This window comes from Vibrio sp. 1S139 (assembly GCF_041439475.1).
In the GTDB taxonomy this organism is placed as follows: domain Bacteria; phylum Pseudomonadota; class Gammaproteobacteria; order Enterobacterales; family Vibrionaceae; genus Vibrio; species Vibrio crassostreae_C.
Genome location: NZ_JBGOOD010000057.1, coordinates 13,100 through 30,452, shown reverse-complemented (window position 1 = coordinate 30,452; position 17,353 = coordinate 13,100). Strand labels below are relative to the sequence as shown.

The 17,353-nt window shown below is 42.8% G+C and carries 12 protein-coding genes and 2 pseudogenes; 5 read left to right on the top strand and 9 right to left on the bottom strand.

Annotated elements, in window-relative coordinates; all coding sequences use genetic code 11:
• A pseudogene (locus ACED46_RS17050) lies at positions 1 to 113 on the top strand (IS110 family transposase); the annotation flags it as partial.
• A 22-nt stretch (positions 114 to 135) separates the two neighbouring features.
• Here the strand turns inward: ACED46_RS17050 and ACED46_RS17045 are convergent.
• Together ACED46_RS17045 and ACED46_RS17040 are read right to left on the bottom strand one after the other, a co-directional pair.
• Positions 136 to 1,566, bottom strand: coding sequence for a hypothetical protein (locus tag ACED46_RS17045; RefSeq protein WP_371721984.1), 1,431 nt, complete (start codon positions 1,564 to 1,566; stop codon positions 136 to 138).
• A 110-nt stretch (positions 1,567 to 1,676) separates the two neighbouring features.
• Positions 1,677 to 2,606 carry a hypothetical protein gene (locus ACED46_RS17040; protein WP_371721983.1) on the bottom strand — a complete coding sequence of 310 codons (930 nt, stop codon included), beginning with the start codon at positions 2,604 to 2,606 and terminating at the stop codon, positions 1,677 to 1,679.
• A 642-nt stretch (positions 2,607 to 3,248) separates the two neighbouring features.
• Between ACED46_RS17040 and ACED46_RS17035 the strand changes: the two genes are divergently transcribed.
• Positions 3,249 to 5,072: a M4 family metallopeptidase gene (locus ACED46_RS17035; RefSeq protein WP_371721982.1), complete on the top strand. Its 1,824-nt coding sequence runs from the start codon at positions 3,249 to 3,251 to the stop codon at positions 5,070 to 5,072.
• A 324-nt stretch (positions 5,073 to 5,396) separates the two neighbouring features.
• Complete coding sequence (locus ACED46_RS17030; protein ID WP_371721981.1) at positions 5,397 to 6,608, top strand: DUF3103 domain-containing protein; 1,212 nt, start codon at positions 5,397 to 5,399, stop codon at positions 6,606 to 6,608.
• Between the two features lie 92 nt (positions 6,609 to 6,700).
• On the opposite strand, the gene ACED46_RS17025 is transcribed toward ACED46_RS17030, so the two are convergent.
• Together ACED46_RS17025 and ACED46_RS17020 are read right to left on the bottom strand one after the other, a co-directional pair.
• Positions 6,701 to 7,018, bottom strand: a complete 318-nt coding sequence (locus tag ACED46_RS17025; RefSeq protein ID WP_009846539.1) for a Dabb family protein — start codon at positions 7,016 to 7,018, stop codon at positions 6,701 to 6,703.
• A 214-nt stretch (positions 7,019 to 7,232) separates the two neighbouring features.
• Positions 7,233 to 7,472, bottom strand: a complete 240-nt coding sequence (locus ACED46_RS17020; RefSeq protein WP_108092771.1) for a hypothetical protein — start codon at positions 7,470 to 7,472, stop codon at positions 7,233 to 7,235.
• Positions 7,473 to 7,553: 81 nt separating this feature from the next.
• Between ACED46_RS17020 and ACED46_RS17015 the strand changes: the two are divergent.
• Positions 7,554 to 7,664 (top strand): annotated as a pseudogene (locus ACED46_RS17015) (LysR family transcriptional regulator); the annotation flags it as partial.
• Between the two features lie 175 nt (positions 7,665 to 7,839).
• On the opposite strand, the gene tnaA reads toward ACED46_RS17015, so the two are convergent.
• From tnaA to ACED46_RS17000, 3 genes are all read right to left on the bottom strand, one after another.
• Positions 7,840 to 9,312, bottom strand: a complete 1,473-nt coding sequence (gene tnaA, locus ACED46_RS17010) for a tryptophanase (protein ID WP_371721980.1) — start codon at positions 9,310 to 9,312, stop codon at positions 7,840 to 7,842.
• Positions 9,313 to 10,087: 775 nt separating this feature from the next.
• On the bottom strand, positions 10,088 to 11,788 hold the full coding sequence (locus ACED46_RS17005; protein ID WP_371721979.1) for a GTPase family protein: 1,701 nt from the start codon (positions 11,786 to 11,788) through the stop codon (positions 10,088 to 10,090).
• A complete protein-coding gene (locus tag ACED46_RS17000; RefSeq protein ID WP_371721977.1) occupies positions 11,775 to 12,887 on the bottom strand; it encodes a YcjF family protein in 1,113 nt (370 codons plus the stop codon). Before ACED46_RS17000 ends, ACED46_RS17005 begins: the two co-directional genes overlap by 14 nt.
• A 239-nt stretch (positions 12,888 to 13,126) precedes the next feature.
• Here ACED46_RS17000 and ACED46_RS16995 point away from each other — a divergent pair, with 239 nt between their 5' ends.
• Entirely contained in the window at positions 13,127 to 13,639 is a 513-nt protein-coding gene (locus ACED46_RS16995; RefSeq protein ID WP_017063632.1) for a peptide-methionine (S)-S-oxide reductase, read from the top strand.
• 159 nt (positions 13,640 to 13,798) lie between these two features.
• Here the strand turns inward: ACED46_RS16995 and ACED46_RS16990 are convergent, their stop codons facing one another.
• Positions 13,799 to 15,415 carry a polysaccharide lyase 6 family protein gene (locus ACED46_RS16990; RefSeq protein WP_371721976.1) on the bottom strand — a complete coding sequence of 539 codons (1,617 nt, stop codon included), beginning with the start codon at positions 15,413 to 15,415 and terminating at the stop codon, positions 13,799 to 13,801.
• Between the two features lie 85 nt (positions 15,416 to 15,500).
• Positions 15,501 to 17,273, bottom strand: coding sequence for a transporter (locus ACED46_RS16985; RefSeq protein WP_017061461.1), 1,773 nt, complete (start codon positions 17,271 to 17,273; stop codon positions 15,501 to 15,503).
• Positions 17,274 to 17,353 lie beyond the last annotated feature (80 nt).

Here is a 17,353-nt window from a genome sequence, read left to right as displayed (position 1 = left end):
CCGGAAAGCCTAAGAAAGTCGCAATAATCGCGTGTGTTCGAAAGATGGTTGTGACACTTAACTCTATGCTCAGAGATGGCGCCATGTGGGATGAAAACACAGCCAAAAATTAATCATTGACGCCATAGTCGTTTGTTAGCCCCATGTTATATGATTTTTAGTCACATCCTTATAACCTTTATCCAAGTGGATCTTATTCAAAATCTTCTTGTTACTGATTAAGTAATCAAGAATTTCTTGAATACGTTCACTTCTTGCATTAGCTTTGAAAATTTTAAGAACTGCTTCCATGTGATCTTGGCAAAATCTATTATCAAGATGAACTCTAACGTCATTTGAATGTATTGAAACTATCGCCTGTATAATATTATCGTCACCTAAAAGTGAAAAGAACTTATCATATAATGGTCGACCACTTGGAGAAACTCCGGTGTTATATGAAATACCCTTACCGATTCGGCAAATTAAAATCACTTTTAATATCTTACCCAAACGTTCAGTAGGAATATCACTTTCAGTGTCAAAGTAAGATAGAACCTTTCTCATGTGTGGAGGTTCATTATAGAAATTATCCCAACTATATCTAGCCTCAAGCAAATCATCAACGTGACCATCAAGAGATATTATACGAGACTCTAATGATTGATAACGATTACCATTACAAAAAGTGAAAAACTCTATACCAAACTTATGCTTATCTTCATGAAGGTTGTTCTTATAACCATCAAGAGTAACTCCCAGTTTATATTTAACACTTTCTGAACTTTTATCCCAAATATGTGGAGCAAACAATGCAATATTTTTGCGAACAATATTACTTGTTTTTTCAGTATTATAAATTCCGAAAATACTATTTAGTAAGTTATCTGTGTTTTGTAAGGACAGGTCTGCCAATGGCTTTTCCATACTTTTCATCGTCGAATCATCAAGTACAGATTTTGATACTTTTAAGTTATCTATAAATGATTTTATTTGAATTGCTGATTCTGATGGTTTGTCATTCAATATGTCTTTCACACACGTTTGAAGCCAGCCAAGCAATTCAAAACCATTAATTGAGTAAGTATTAGGATGTGAAGCTCCTATATCATTCCTCATAGTTAGAATATGATGAAGTTTTGTATAAACGATATCAGAGATCAATTCTAGCTTTCTACATGTGTTAATTAACGTGTTGTCTTTTATACCCGATAAATCTTCTTCTGTTGAATAAAACTCTCGACGATTACCACCAACGGCAGCGTCAAAAAACATATCTAGCCCATAGACAATTGCTTTGTGACGTAGATTTATTACAACCTCGTTCCAAACGTAATTTAGCGACGCATCAAATAAACCGATTGCAGCTCCTGCAACGAACTTAGACAGATATCTAGCTTCTCTTCTAACTTCTGGTGGCAATGAGGCTATAAATGAGGGTAGGTTTTGTTCTATTACTTGTCGTTCGGTTAGCTCAGCAATTATGTTCTCGGTAGGTAAGCCAAGCTGACCTAAGTATTCCTCAAACCGAGTCGTATCAGCACTCAGTAATGCTGTCCCTTTTCCTGCAACAATATCTGTGTTCATTTTTCCCTCAATATAAAATAGTGGGGCTAACGCCTTGCTAAGCGGAAAGTAATTGTTGGCTATAATCACGAAGCGATGGCCAACTGTTATTTTTCCGTTTAAGCAACTTGTTAGCAATTGATATCAAACGTAAGGTTATCCATTAAAATATATGAATCTTTATCATCCAGCTTTTCATTTGTTCGAGTTTTTCGACCCAAATATACAAAATCCATTAAATTATTAAACTTAGATATTTCATCGGTTTCCCCTTCGACAATTCCTTTTTCTTTATAAAGTTCAATAGCGCTTTCGAAATCGTCGTATAACCGACCTTTTTCTTGGATGGTTTTAGCCACAATTTTAACTCTCTTCATGCACAAATCGAACATATTGGGAGCTTGGCTGATAATAATATTAGCGGTGCTTTCGCCTATTTTATCTTTTAAATCCTGAGCAGCTTCAGTTGTAACAGAAGTCATATTAGTTAATTTATACTTTCGATCTTCTAACCATGTAATAGCTTGAGTCTCATCGTATGCCTTTAATGTTGCGAGTGACAATTTATCAATGATAGATACATTTTCTGTGTCACCATCATATATTTCAGAAAGAACAATATATCTAATGATTGGAGGCAAAATTGAGAATGAAGATTGAATGTCTTCATTTATACCGAACCTATATTTATTAAAATAATCAATAAATAGGTAGGCATACAGGTTAAATAAATGCTCAATTGTTTTTTCGACTTCTTCAGCCGTTACTCTTTCTAAGCTTTGGGTATGAGTACATTTATTACCTATATTGGTAATCTCTTTCAAAGCTTCCAATAATAAAGGATTGTTATTACTCTTTTCTTTTATTTTATCTAATATTTGTTTATTACCTAGAGTCAGATAATCTTCGTTTGAAAGATCCAAAATTTTTCTTACTATTACTTCTGCATACTGTCTTATTGTGGATATAGTGCCCCTAAATGAACGAGCCTCGAGATAGAAGGCATCGTTCAATAGATCCTCAACTAAAGTAGTAAATGCTTGGTTGTTAAATCCTGTCATGTCATTCCTTGGTATGAAGCTACGAAAGTAATTTAGATTGCTAACAGCTATTAGACAGAGAAATTCTGAATTTAAATACAGAGTTCTTCTGTCTAGTTTCTTATGTAGCCTATCTTAAACGACTGACTCTCTTCATAACAATGACTTATCTTTCTTAGTTTGTGATTGAACATGAAAATGTAGATGTTTTCCTATCTAACGAGACTAAGTGTTAAAAAAGGTGAGATCTGTACTTAGTGGTATTGTTAAAACAAGTTTACTATTGATAATAAAGACAATATTTCCACTTCCAAAAACCGGCTTATTTACTCATTTGTAGTTAAGGTAAAAACAGAGAAATATCGAAATTAACTTAGAGAAATTCATTCTATAAATTAAAACAAAGCGGGTTTTAATAACTCTCGCCCCTTCATACGCTTACGATAAATAATAAAATTAGATTTTATAAAAACAATTTGATCAATAAGAACTTTTGTAAACTTTGAATTACATACTCTAAAAATAATTCTTCCTGATAAACTTGTCATAATTCCAAATGCTCTTCCAATCTTGATTCGCAACACATGGCACAGATGTGTTGCATATAGACTTCCTATAAAGCCGTTGGGAAGAAGGAGTTTATATTAAAATCAGGAATGAAAAATGAACCAACAACGTCAACTAAGCTGGAAAATAGCAGCTATTCTAGGTACATCTTTTGGCTTTAATGCGCACGCTGCAGAAATGGTCAGAGTCGATAATGATGCATTACTACAACAAAGCCTCGTCGCTCAGTCGAAGAGTGTTGCTCCACTTGAATTAGGTTTTTCTGAAGTTAAACGGGTGGTATTGCCCAATGGAAAAACCAAAGTCCGCTATCAACAAACTCACCTAGGTTTACCCGTCTTTGATACCTCCGTTGTCGCCACCCTTTCCAAGAACCAACCCACTCAGGTGTTCGGCTCCATGGCACAGGGGATCAGTGGTGACCTATCCAGCATCGCGCCAAAACTGAATCGAAAACAAGCGATTGAAGCTGCGATATCCTCTCACCGCACGTTTACTGTCGGCAAAAAGTCGATTGAAAACAAAAACGCGAAACTGATGGTGAGACTGGACGAGAATCAAGTCGCCCAAGTGGTGTATCTGGTCGATTTCTTTATCGCGTCCTCAATGCCGGAGCGTCCTTTCTACTTTATTGATGCTACGACTGGCGATGTGCTCCAAAAATGGAATGGACTAAACCACGCTAAAGCATTAGGTACTGGCCCAGGTGGCAACCTCAAAACCAATCGATATGAATATGGCAGTGACTTCCCTAGCTTTCCCATCGACAAGACAGGCACAACTTGTACGTTAGAAAACGAATCGGTTAAGACAGTCGATTTGAGGAACGGAACCTCTGACAGCGCAGCCTACAGCTACAACTGTGCCGACGGAACCAACTACACCGATCATAAATACATCAACGGGGCTTACTCGCCTCTTAACGATGCGCACTATTTTGGTAATGTCGTATTCGATATGTACAAAGAGTGGATGAACACGTCGCCTTTAACTTTCCAGCTGACGATGCGCGTTCATTACGGTACCGATTATGAAAACGCCTTTTGGAATGGCTCATCCATGACATTTGGGGATGGCAAAAACACCTTTTACCCATTGGTCGATATCAACGTGAGTGCTCACGAGGTTAGCCACGGGTTCACCGAGCAAAACTCCGGCCTTGTGTACCAAAACATGTCGGGCGGTATCAATGAAGCCTTCTCCGATATTGCGGGCGAAGCGGCTGAATACTACTTACGTGGCAGTGTGGATTGGGTGGTCGGAAGCGATATATTCAAATCAGAAGGCGGCTTACGTTACTTCGATCAACCTTCAAAAGATGGTCGCTCGATTGATCACGCCTCTCAATACTACGATGGTTTGAACGTTCACTTATCTAGCGGTGTTTACAACCGCGCCTTTTACCTTTTAGCGAACAAATCGGGTTGGAATGTACGTAAGGGTTTTGAGATATTCACGGTTGCCAACCAGTTGTATTGGACGGCAAACAGTACCTTTGACGCTGGAGCTTGTGGCGTAGCGAAAGCCGCAGCAGACATGGGCTATGTGGTTGCCGATGTTGAAGATGCTTTTAACACAGTAGGCGTGAATGCAAGTTGTGGTGTAACGCCGCCAACTGGTAATGTGCTGACGAAAGGCACACCAATTACGAACCTAAGCGGGAATCAATCTTCAGAGAGCTTCTACACGTTCACTGTTGATTCTGCATCCAGCGTGACGGTTTCAATGTCTGGTGGTTCAGGCGATGCCGATCTTTACGTGAAATCAGGCAGCAAGCCAACGACATCGAGTTACGATTGTCGCCCTTATCGCGCTGGAAACAATGAGCAGTGCAGTGTGAGCGCTCAACCGGGTGTCACCTATCATGTGTTACTGCGCGGATACTCAAACTACTCTGGCCTAACGTTACGTTTAGATTGAGTTAGAGCGAGCCTCTCAAACAAGTTGTAAATCGAGAACTAGCGGTTGACCGCGAAATAAAAACCTACTCACTTTGAGTAGGTTTTTTTATGACACACCCTAGTAGTTAATAATATTGTAAGTTATTTACTGATACGTTTATTAATTTATAAATATCAAGGTTACTTAGGCATTGTTTTATAAAAACAGTTTAAATTGAGATCCTGTGCTGCACAACGAAACAAAAATAACTGACTAACTTTTGAACACATTCACGTTACTGATAGGTTAATCCTTATAGGGCAAATGCTCTATTAATGATAAAAACTAAAATAAGGATTATTTATGAGACCATCTTTTCCTATCAGTATGGTGCTTGCAACGACAGTGGTTGGCTTCCAGTCTTATGCGCAAAATATTGAGACAACTGATTCATTAGGTATTGCAGAAAGTAGCGCAGCGCAAAAGCAATCTCTGGCGTTACAAATCAGCGAGCGTTATTCCGATCTTGAGCTCTCCTTAAAAGCTCAGATCTCAGAAAAGAACTTATCCGCGCCTGTAGATAAATTGAGCTCTACTCAGCCCTACTCTGCATTTTCAAGCAGGATGCAGAAAGCGGATCTTGGTTATCGCAAGATGAAAGGGATCAACGACTTCAGCGACTCTGTGTTAGAGGTTCGCATGGCTGATGAAGCGATGATCGAAGCTTGGAAGAATGGTGAAAACCCGCTGTTTGCATTTGAACCATCAGGCGATGATTCGAATTGGCAATACATTGAAGCGTATGACGTGTACGGACAGGTTCATGAACTAGACGTGTACCAAATGCCAGACGTCCCAGTGTTTGTGGTTGATAGTAACGGTGCTGAAGAGCTCAAAGCAGGCCTAATGGCGATGCAGGCAGAGATGCAAAACCTGGGTACTACAACGCAAATAAATGCCGTTAGCGATACCAATACCGACGAGAGTAAACCTCAAAAATCGTCTTTGATGAACAGGGCACGTCGCTCGATGGCCTTGTCGGAACCTGAGCCGTTGAATACCACACAATTAACCAAAATCCGTTTAGCCGTCGACCAAGAACCTTGGATCTCTGGTAAAGCGGAAATCTACGCTATCGTGACGGGTGTCGATTCAAGTCGTTTAGAGCCCCAGATCGACCTCGTTGAGATGCCTTATCTGGACTACGACAAACAAACGTACTACCCGAACCAGACCGTCATCTTCTGGCCTCGCTACCGTTGGGGCGCTGCAGACATGATCTTAATGGAACACGATGATGGCACAGACTACAAAGCGCTAGCAAAACTCTTAGTTCAAGCCGCAGAAGAGATACTGAAGATGATTCCTGATCCAGAAGTTCAAGGTTATGCGATCATCCCTCAGATCACAGGCAAGATTATCGACGTGATTCCTGATGGCGTATTAGTGAATGATGATGACTTCGTGGATGTGTACTACACCTTAATGCAGAACACGCCTTATGTAGACCGTCCGGGCGCAGGCGGAAATGCTGTCGCATCGTTTGCACCAGTCACGATTTCGCCAACAGAGTAAGTCGTTTCTTATTTAGTTAGGGCTTAATCTCTAGGCCCTAACTCTTCATTATCGAAGGTAAGTCAAACACAAGAGACCTACTCAGAACCTAATTACAGGGAGTAATCAAACACAATGATGTCTTCTAAAAGCGGACGAAACACATCTTTCAGCGCATCATGCTCAGGGTGCGGAAGGTAATTCTGGCGGCCTTCTTCATCGGCGAACGTCATTAACACCGAGTGGGTATAACCTTGATTCTTGTTTTCAGGGCTGTCATTTAATCCCCATTCTACTGAAGTGACCCCTTCAACCTTGTTTGGCATCGCTTCAAACAGCATCTTTAGTTTTTGAACCTCTGAAGCCTCAGCGTTTTCTTTAAACTTAATCAGTAGAATATGACGAATCATTCCCGTTTCTTTTTGAGTCATTCCTTGTCCTTTCGAGTCGTTCGCTTACTGGTTTGTAATGCTTAACCAACACCTAATAGCGATCTAAATTTGAGAACAACAAAATGCCACACGTTACACAACATGCCAAGGCTAGATCGCTAGAGTTTATAAAATACTCCACAACCCAATAACGAAAAATGCTGCACCCGAGGGCGCAGCATTTCTCATGACAATGGTAAGCACATCTTTAACGTTAATCACGACGACCTGTAAGCTGGATCGTTTGGTCTTGATCTACGTTCTTTTGGAATTGGATTCCGCCGTTAGACGCTTCATTTCTTCCTTCCAGTGTTAAGTCAGATTCAACACGCTCAGCCTTTACTTGATTACCTTCGCTTCTTGTCATGTCGATAGTCCCTGTATACGTACCGTCGGCAGCAAAAGCCGTGTTCATTGAAAGAGCCATTAAGCCTAGTGCGATTAACTTGTTCATACATCACCTCGTTGTATTTCTAATTCTTTGTTCGTTTGGTATCTGTGTTTTTGTTGGAGTAACTTTAACAATCGAACATGAACCATAGATGTGAGCTATGTGATGAGCTGCCGCCGCTCGCAAAAAGACGCACCTTTGAATCAGTGGTTATTCCAAATGTTGAAGTCTACCCTGAAAAACAAACAAGCGTAGTTCAACATCTAAAGGCCTAAATGATTAACGGGTTAAGAGCTTAAAAGCGTAAAAGCTTCACTGCTTAACTGCTTAACTGCTTAACGACATAACTCCCCTATCATCCAAAAAAAGAAAAGGCTCCCGAGGGAGCCTTTGATTAGGGTTCTAGTGACTATTCGCTTATGTTTTTATTTTAAAATGCTTCTTCGAGCGTTTGTTCGTTCTTTTTTTCTGTTTGTTTCTCGCTGGTCTCTACCTCTTTCAAGCGCGCAGTGAAGTGTCTTAACACCGGCGGCTCGTAGGTAAAATCGAGCCCTTTCACTTGTCCTGCATTCTCTTTCACTTTTTCGAATGCTTCGATAATGAAGTCCATGTGTGTTTGTGTGTAGGTCGCGCGAGGAATGGTAAGGCGCAACAACTCAGCAGGACATGGGTGTTGTTCACCTGTTGCTGGGTCGCGTCCTTGCAGCAAAGACCCAATCTCAACCGCTCTGATACCCGCGACTTTATAGAGTTCGCACGCCAAAGCATGTGCGGGAAACTGACCAGCCGGGATATGAGGCAGCAATTTACCCGCATCGACAAACGCAGCATGACCGCCTGCTTGCTGGCACACGATGCCCATCGCTTCTAAGCCATCAACAAGGTATTGAACCTGGCCAATACGGTACTCTAACCAATCTTGGCGCATGCCGTCATAAAGGCCAACCGCAAGACGCTCCATCGCGCCACCTTCTAAGCCACCATAGGTTGGGAAGCCCTCTTGCACCACACACAAGGTTCGACACTCTGTGTACACATCCATGAAAGCGTCGTCTTTAAAGCACAACAAGCCGCCCATTTGTACCATGGCATCTTTCTTGGCAGACATAGCTAAACCATCCGCGTATTTGTAAGACTCACGCGTGATCTGTTCGATTGTCCAATCCTGATAACCCGCTTCACGTTGTTGAATGAAGTAGGCATTTTCTGCGTAGCGTGCCGAGTCCATGATCACAGGAATATCGTACTTCTGAGCGATTTCATACACGGCTTTTAGATTGGCGATAGACACTGGCTGTCCACCAGCAGAGTTACAAGTAATGGTGCTCACAATGTAGGGAACATTGGCTGCGCCCGCTTCTAAGATCGCTTCTTCCAGCTTCACCACATCGAAGTTGCCTTTGAAATCCGCGTTCACTGAGGTATCGAACGCTTCTTTGGTATAAACGTTCTTCGCCACACAGCAATTCACTTGAGTGTGGCCTTGTGTTGTATCGAAGAAGTAGTTCGACAAGGCGACCATTTTGCTGCGATCGAGCCCTTTCTCCATTTCACGCTTCTTAATAAGAACCGGAATGTAGATCTGCTCTGCACCGCGTCCTTGGTGTGTTGGAATCGTCAACTCGTAACCGAAGATATCCTTAACCGCATTCGACAATGCGTAGTAACTGCGACTACCACTGTACGCTTCATCCCCCATTAACATCGCGGCTTGCATACGTTGGGTGATAGATCCGGTTCCGCTGTCTGTCAGTAAGTCGATAAACACATCATCACTATCCAGTAAGAATGGGTTCATGCCCGCTTCAACAATGGCTTGCTCACGATATGCAGAGGTTGTTCTTTTTACTGGTTCTACAACACGAATACGAAACGGTTCTGGTAGATGTTTGAAGTTTTCCATAATAGTACCTTTCTATACATTCCGATCAGGTCGAAATCTATTTTCTTTAGATGTCACGAATCCTCACCATTAATTTAATAGTTCCGCATAAAGATAGACGGAAATTAACAATGAAAATAAACAAGTTAAATAATTAGTTATTAATCGAACCTAAACAGAGGCTGAGATAATTAGCGAGAACGACAAAACAACGAATATTCTGCACGAAATAATAAGTGCGACATTCATGCGTTCAAAGGTTATCAAAGCTGCTAATAGGTAAACAAAGCACGCTGCTTTGCTGGCGCGTGACGCCTAGAGGGCACTACTCTGAAGAAAGGCGGAACGAGAGCTGGTGATCTAAGGTATACCAAGCTAACAAGGTTAGCCATGTTGTTGATTGCCATTTCAGATACATGTTCACAATATATCCCTACGTTGAAATCAAGATGATCCGAAATTTAAATATAGTGCAATTGTTTTATAAATACAGCTTAGAAAAGTATAAATGTGATCAACATTTAGAATGATAATTAAATACGATAGCATGTTATATAAACTGTGAATCACAGCCGTTTATATACTATTAAACTAGTTCAGCGAGTTACTTAATAATATCGGATCTCTTTTAAACTCAATACATCTCTAATAAGGGGCGAAGATGGCTGTTTTCTAAAAAGCTGTCTTCTAGAGAGCTACTGAGCTTAAAAAGCCAAACTCTAAAACTCGCCGATCTAAAAAAGATAAGCTCTGATGAGGCTCAAACCTCACCAGAACTGTATTCGCAATGAATAACTTACTTTTTCTTCACGACTTGCTTGATGGCCATTTCAGCCAGTTTTGGCGTCGCTGCTTTCAATGCACTGGGGGCAACCTTCTTACCCGCCTTGACCGCTTTATTCAGTTGGCCTTTAACCGACGTCCCTCTTTTCATGGCTTCTAAACGTTGGCGATTTCTCTGAACGTTATTTGCGTCAGCGATACGCTCGATCAACGTCTGCCTTAAAGTATCTAAACCAAACTGTACCTTTTCTGGCGCAATCGCCAGCGGTAACACGATATCGGTTTGCAGCAATATATGATTGTATTCGAGCGCTTGAGCAATGATCTTTGCTTTGGTCGATGTTGGATTCTCTAAGTCATACGGTGGTTGCCAATCGTCTACAGGCTTTAATCGGTCTACCTGATTCACAACCGACACCACAATCGGCTTCTTGCGTGAGATGTTCTTAGGATCGTCATAGAAAGCATCAAATCTATCTTTCAATTGCTTATCCAAATCACGCGCAGATTGATTGGCTTTAAGCACCCATAACACCACATCGGCTTGGATCATCTCTTTCAGCATTAAGGCTTCGGTTTTAGGATTGCCATCAAGCCCTTGAAGATCAACCACGCGAACATCATTGTCGTCGACAAACGCGTTGTATACCGTTGAAGTGTCGGTTGATGGCAGTACATCCACTTCAGCTACCAACTCTTGCTTAAGCGCATTGATAAGCGAAGATTTACCAGAACTGGTTTGCCCCACCAGCACGATTCGCACAGGCTCTAACTCTGGAGCAAAGCGTCGTTCGTCGAGTTCAGATACATCGGACGCTTTCAATGCTTCATCTTCAATGCTGAAACGTCCGCTATAGAGGTCAATCGCGACCGCCGCAACTTCATCTAATAAGGCTTGTTTGGCGGCGTATTGCATGTCATCAACCACACCTCTTGTCATTGAAGATGTCGCTTGCTCTCTACCTAAATCAGAAACAACTTTTAGCGGGTTTAAATAGAGGTTTTTGAGGTGATTCCCCCAAATAGCGGCCTTAACGATCTTCTGCCCTAGCTCGCCATATTTATCATAGGCTTCGTAGCCCGCCTTAATGTAAGAAACCTTGAGATACTCAATGCCCGGTATATGCTCTCGCACTACCAGTTTGTAGCGTCGGCTTACCTCTTCGAACAGCTTTAGCCCTTCAGGAATCGAGAAATCGAGCGATTTCTTATCAAACTTTTTCGCCACAAACTCAAGTACTTCTAAACCGGTTTGGTCTAGGTTGCCCCACTCTATGTCGACCATTAATTGTTGGCGTACATGGTGTTTTGAATCATTCCAGATCGACAGTTCTTTTTGAGACCAATCAGTCGACGCCTTAACCAAGGCATCGTTGATATCAGCTTTGCTATGCTGTGAATCAGATTCAGAAGCATCTTCGCCAAGGCCGTCGCTCTCTTTATTTGAGAAGGGCTCCGTACTTGAAGATCGGCGTGAAGAGCGGCTTGAAGAATCGCGTGAAGAACGACTAGAAATGAACAAGGGAATGGTGAATACCAAGGTACTCACGGCAATGGCAATCGACATTTCGAGTAGATAACCGTATTTGATCGCCAAGAAGACACCAAAACCCATCATGATAATGCTTGGGAAGATCGCCGAAATCAGGGCAATGCCCCAGCGTCCGCTCGATAGCACCGCCAGTAATCGAAATAGGTTTCTAATTTTCTTCATAACCCGACGCCGCCTTTCCTTTTTTCAGAGATTCTTTGTAGATCTTCTGCATCTCTTGTTCAGACACTTCTTCGCCTTTGTTCTTATGATAGAAGTAAAAACAAGCCGCGCGACCTAAACCATAAGAGGTGCCGAAACTCATTGCCGCTGCAGCCACCGCACCTACCGTTTGACCATAAACTGGAATCAGCTTTATCAACTGTCGAGTGCCCAACTTCATTCCGTATTGCAACGCAAAGCTACTTCCCAGAGTGCCTATCAACTCACTGAAGACTCTCTTGTTCCACTCGACACCATATTGATTCGCCAAGCTATGAAGCATTTTCGCTTGAATCGCAGGTACCGACACCAACCCAACACCCGGAATCAGGTCGCTCGCTGCCGCACTTCCCGCATACCAAAGCACTTCGTTTTCTACTTGATCAAAGTTGGCTTCTTCCTGTGTGGAGTGCTCTTTGTCTTGCACCATCATTCCGATCACCGGAAGAATACTGGTCAGCTTTTCTAACAAGATGTCATAGTTGTAAATTGAACCACTGTTATTGCTCGAGTCATCCGTTTCGAAATCGACCGCTACCGATTCAAACTCTTTACCCCAAGCCTTCTCTACTTGGTTGGTGTTGAACTGAATTTGCCTTGCTCGATCTGGTTCACTGGAAGACAACACCGCCGTATGAACCAGCAACAAGTGTTTAATCTTCTTCTGTTTCTTAATCTGTTTTAGAGCCGTAAGCACAGCGGATTGTTCAGGTTCGTCGGCTTTCATTACAACGACTAACGCATTACCTGCCTGACCAATCTCTTCCAAATCCTCTTTCGCATCGTAATTCGCTTCGCTGAGTCCTCTGGTATCAAGAAACCTCATCACGGGTTTGTCTTGCGGAAACTCATACGACATCGCCGTCATGGAACAAGGCGCAAAACCATTGCCCACTTCTACAGAAGAGTCGCCCGTGACCGCTTGAATAAACGATGACTTGCCCGCCCCCGTTTTGCCCAACAGCCACAATGTAGGAAGATGCTTGCGCTGATATTCATGAGCCTGAGTCAAGTCTGGGTTCTTGCTCGGATTAATGAAGTCTTTTATTTGATCAAACATGTTTAGAGTAACGCTCACTTGATGTTGAGATTCGAGTTGATGACAAAGCAATACTGACTTATATAATCACAAATCATATTAAACTTATGTTTGTTCAGTCGCACAGGTTTACAATGCCTAAACGCTTGTTTTTATTTGCGCGCTCATTTTTATAGACGCTTTTTTATACGTACGTGTATCATCGTATTGATTCGGGTACCTAACGAACATCAACAAACACAGAGAGCTCAAAGAGAAGTATGGAACAAATTTATTTAGCTGGCGGCTGCTTGTGGGGTGTACAAGAATTTATTAAGTACGTTCCTGGTGTTATCAGCACAGAAGCAGGCCGTGCTAATGGAAGCGCCCAGCCAACAGAGAACAAAACGACACAAAGCGACGGCACACAAAGCGATTACAATGGCTACGCGGAGTGCGTACAAATTGAATTTGATCCAAACATCACGTCAGTCACGATTTTGATGGAACACTTGTTTGAGATTATCGACCCTTACAGCTTGAATAAACAAGGTGTCGATGTCGGAGAGAAATACCGCACAGGTGTATACAGCACTAATGCAGAACACTTAACCGAAGCTAAGCACTATATTTCTTCAAGAGATGATGCCGACCGTATCGCTGTTGAGGTGTTGCCGTTGACCAATTATGTTGCCAGCGACGACATCCACCAGCATCACTTAAGTCACTTCCCTGAAGATCACCACTTATGTCATATCCCTTGGGATCTACTGCATAAGTATAAATCACAGTAGTCTCGACGTAAGATTGAGATGATCACGACCTAAGATCGATAAAGCCTCAACAGACATTATCTGTTGAGGCTTTTTAAGTGTTATGGTCAGGACAGCTATCGTGAATTGATTTGGTAGCTCAAGCCATTAACCTTTAGCCATTAGCCATTAACTAATAAATTACTTAGTCGTATTCTCAAGCACGTAGTCTGGACCCGCTGTTTCAGCTGTCACAACCGCAAGTTTAGACACGTCTGCGCCTTCACCTTGGTAAGCGTTAATGCCATTTTCTACAACGACTTTTGGTAGCTCAACCGAGTAGCCTTCGATCAGTTCAGAATCCGTTACTTGACCTACGTAAGTTTCGTCTGTGTAGGTTGCGCCAACTAATGGGAAGTCTTGCGTTGCACGTACACTTACAAACTCAGGTGACTGCGAGTTATCAACCACGTTGTGTTTGAACGCCACATCAACGCCCGCATAAATGCCTTCCACTTCTGCGTTGTCAAACAAACTTACACGGTGGCTTTGGTTGCCGTAAACAATACCCCACTCAGTATCAACTAGCGAGTTGTTCTCGATCGTGATGTTTTTCGGTGTCCACTGCTTATTAAGCTCTTTGCCTTTCACCGATTGATCTAGCTGCTCACCATTCGCTACGTCGATGATGCCCGTGTTAATAACAATGCCGCCACGTAGGTCAGCGTTGCCTTCAATCACACCATCACGACCACGAGTGTTGGCAATGTAGTTATTGCGAATCACATGATCTTCATCGTAGATACGAATGCCGCCCGTTAGGCGCTTTCCATTGCCAAGAATCATGTTGTTCTCAACTGTGTTGCCTTTACCGTGGCGCAGTGAAATAAGAGCTGCACTTTGGAAGATCGTGTTGCCTGAGATCGTGTTGTCGCCCGACTTAATCGAGATAAGCTCACGCTCACCATCCATATCGATCATTAGGTTGTTCACGAACTTAGAACTTGAATCCCACTGTGAAGATTTAGAATCACCAATACGGATCGCTTCCCAGCTGTTGCCGTTGTAACGAATCGCTTCTTTGATATCGAATTCGTTGAACTGGTTAGGCTTTTGATCCATGAAGATGTTATTTGCGATCAGGTGGTTGTCAGCTGTGTCATCTTTTTGTACACCAATCAAAGTGCCGCGTTTTTGCTTACCTTCGAAACGGTTGTTGATGACTTTGCCGTCTTTACCCCATAGAGATACCCAAAGGTACTTTGGATACTCAGAACGACGCTCGTCTGGCTCGTACGTGTAATCGTGGTTGAAGTAGTAGAATGTTGAGTTTTGAAGCGTATTGCCATTACCCATCATACGAACTGCACCAAAGCGTTCTTTAGGGCCGCCTTCAGTAAATACCAAGCCATCAAGCGTGATGTCATCGCCTTTCAGTTCAAACTGAATCAACCCCGTGATCCACGCAGAACCTGCTTGCTCTGCCTTGATAGTGATGTCATTCGCCGTAATCGTCACTTGACCTAAGTTCGCGTATTTACCGGCAGGGATCACCACTTCGTCGCCATCTTTTAGGTTTTCAAATTGTGCTTTAAGCGCAGCGACTTGCTCTTCTGAAGCAACGGCTAATGTGTCGCCATCAACTTCAGTTAAACGGTCACTACTCAATAGGTAACTACGGTCGATTTCGCTAATAGCAGGCGCAGCTTGTTCAGCGACACTGACTACTGGTGCTGTTTTCTCTTGTGTCGTACAGCCTGTTGCAAAAGCGAGCGTGAACGCGCTAATAATGCTTACCGATAATAGTTTTTTGTTCATCGTACATCTCACGTTAAAGTTTGGATTATAAAAATGACGGCCACCCATTTAGGTGGCCGTGATGTTATTTAGGATGCGTATTAAATTAGCCTTCGGCTGGAGTCACTTCGTCTTGTTGCTCGACTTTGTCATCGACTGCTTTAACAAGTAACAGACCAACAGAGAACACAATCAAACCACACAGGACGAATACCATGCGTCCCCACATTGGGTTTGGCAGTACGAACATAGTCATTACGCCCACACCCGCTACCGCGATAAGTGAACCCAACATACGACGTTGCTTGTTATCCAGTTTCTTCTGTTCATTACTTTCAGCAACTAGTGGCGTCGCTAGGTTGTTGAAGAACTTGTCTACGTCTTTCTCACGGTGCTCAGCAAGAGGCTTGTAGAACAGTGTTGAAAGAACAAAGAAGCCAGCAGTAAATATGATGTGACCGATAAGGCCGATAGCCACTTTCAGGTCAGCCCACTCACGGCCAGTTAGTTCATTTAGACCGAACCAGTTTTGAATCATGTCCGCAGTGATAACGAAACCAACGAAGTAAGAAACCACACCACCTACAACTAGCGTGCCCCAACCTGCCCAATCCGGTGTTTTACGGATGAAGAAGCCACAGAATGCTGGAATTGTCATTGGGAAGCCGATCAATGCGCCCACGTACATCATGGTGTCGAAAAGGCTCAGACCTTTAAGAGAGTTGATGAACAGAGCAACCAAGATGATCGCGATACCGAAGAAGGTAGACGTTAGTTTAGAAACAACCATTAGCTCTTTCTCTGTCGCTTTAGGACGAAGAATCGGCTCGTAGAAGTTCTTAACGAAGATACCTGAGTTACGGTTTAGACCTGAGTCCATTGAAGACATTGTTGCTGCGAACATAGCGGCAATCAGAAGGCCAACCATACCTGCAGGCATGTATTCTTGAACGAAGTAAAGGTAAGCGAAGTCAGCGGCTTTGCTGCCAGCTTCTGGGTAAGCTGCTGCTAAATCAACACCTTGACCTGCCATGAACCAAGAAGGCATGAACCAGATGATTGGACCAAGCGTCATTAGTACACAAGCAAGTAGAGCTGCTTTACGTGCGTTATTTGAATCTTTCGCAGCAAGGTAGCGGTAAGAGTTAAGCATGTTGTTGGTGATGCTGAACTGCTTTAAGAAGATGAACACAGCCCAGATGCTGAAGATGCTCATGTAGTTCAGGTTATCACCCGTAATGAATGAATCTGTTGGGAAGTCGTTAACGATCTGCGTAACGCCGCCACCGTGGTAAATCGCAACCACAGCACACGTCACCGTTACCGCCATGATGATAACCATCTGCATAAAGTCAGATGCGATTACCGCCCAAGAGCCGCCTGTTACTGACATTACTAGTACAACCAGACCCGTTAGGACAATCGTCGTTGTCATATCAAAGCCGAAGATACCCGATGCGATGATTGCTAGACCATTCAACCAAATACCTGCAGAGATAACGCTGTTTGGCATACCAGACCAAGTAAATACTTGCTCATTCACCTTACCAAAACGCATACGAATCGCTTCAATTACCGTCACAACACGCAGTTGACGGAACTTCGGAGCGAAGTAAAGGTAGTTCATTAGGTAACCGAATGCGTTCGCGATGAAGATAATCGCTACGGCAAAGCCATCGGTAAAGGCTTTACCTGCTGCACCAGTAAATGTCCAAGCACTGAACTGGGTCATAAATGCGGTTGCACCTACCATCCACCACAGCATATTACCTCCCCCACGGAAGTAATCACTTGTCGTACTTGTAAACGTTCGAAACATCCACCCTATCGCAATTAAGAATAGGAAGTAGATGCCAACTATCAGGGTATTGAGTTCCATCGTTAGACCTTTTATTTATGTTTTTTTGTTGAGGTCACTATAAATAAATGGCAAGTATATTTGTACTACAATAATCCAAA

What these genes read in the sequence shown, in the direction of transcription:
- ACED46_RS16995 (WP_017063632.1), top strand. Translation starts at nt 13,127, where the DNA reads ATGGAACAAATTTATTTAGCTGGCGGCTGCTTGTGGGGTGTACAAGAA.
- ACED46_RS17045 (WP_371721984.1), bottom strand. Translation starts at nt 1,566, where the DNA reads ATGAACACAGATATTGTTGCAGGAAAAGGGACAGCATTACTGAGTGCT.
- ACED46_RS16990 (WP_371721976.1), bottom strand. Translation starts at nt 15,415, where the DNA reads ATGAACAAAAAACTATTATCGGTAAGCATTATTAGCGCGTTCACGCTC.
- tnaA (WP_371721980.1), bottom strand. Translation starts at nt 9,312, where the DNA reads ATGGAAAACTTCAAACATCTACCAGAACCGTTTCGTATTCGTGTTGTA.
- ACED46_RS17025 (WP_009846539.1), bottom strand. Translation starts at nt 7,018, where the DNA reads ATGACTCAAAAAGAAACGGGAATGATTCGTCATATTCTACTGATTAAG.
- ACED46_RS17030 (WP_371721981.1), top strand. Translation starts at nt 5,397, where the DNA reads ATGAGACCATCTTTTCCTATCAGTATGGTGCTTGCAACGACAGTGGTT.
- ACED46_RS17000 (WP_371721977.1), bottom strand. Translation starts at nt 12,887, where the DNA reads ATGTTTGATCAAATAAAAGACTTCATTAATCCGAGCAAGAACCCAGAC.
- ACED46_RS17005 (WP_371721979.1), bottom strand. Translation starts at nt 11,788, where the DNA reads ATGAAGAAAATTAGAAACCTATTTCGATTACTGGCGGTGCTATCGAGC.
- ACED46_RS17035 (WP_371721982.1), top strand. Translation starts at nt 3,249, where the DNA reads ATGAACCAACAACGTCAACTAAGCTGGAAAATAGCAGCTATTCTAGGT.
- ACED46_RS17040 (WP_371721983.1), bottom strand. Translation starts at nt 2,606, where the DNA reads ATGACAGGATTTAACAACCAAGCATTTACTACTTTAGTTGAGGATCTA.
- ACED46_RS16985 (WP_017061461.1), bottom strand. Translation starts at nt 17,273, where the DNA reads ATGGAACTCAATACCCTGATAGTTGGCATCTACTTCCTATTCTTAATT.
- ACED46_RS17020 (WP_108092771.1), bottom strand. Translation starts at nt 7,472, where the DNA reads ATGAACAAGTTAATCGCACTAGGCTTAATGGCTCTTTCAATGAACACG.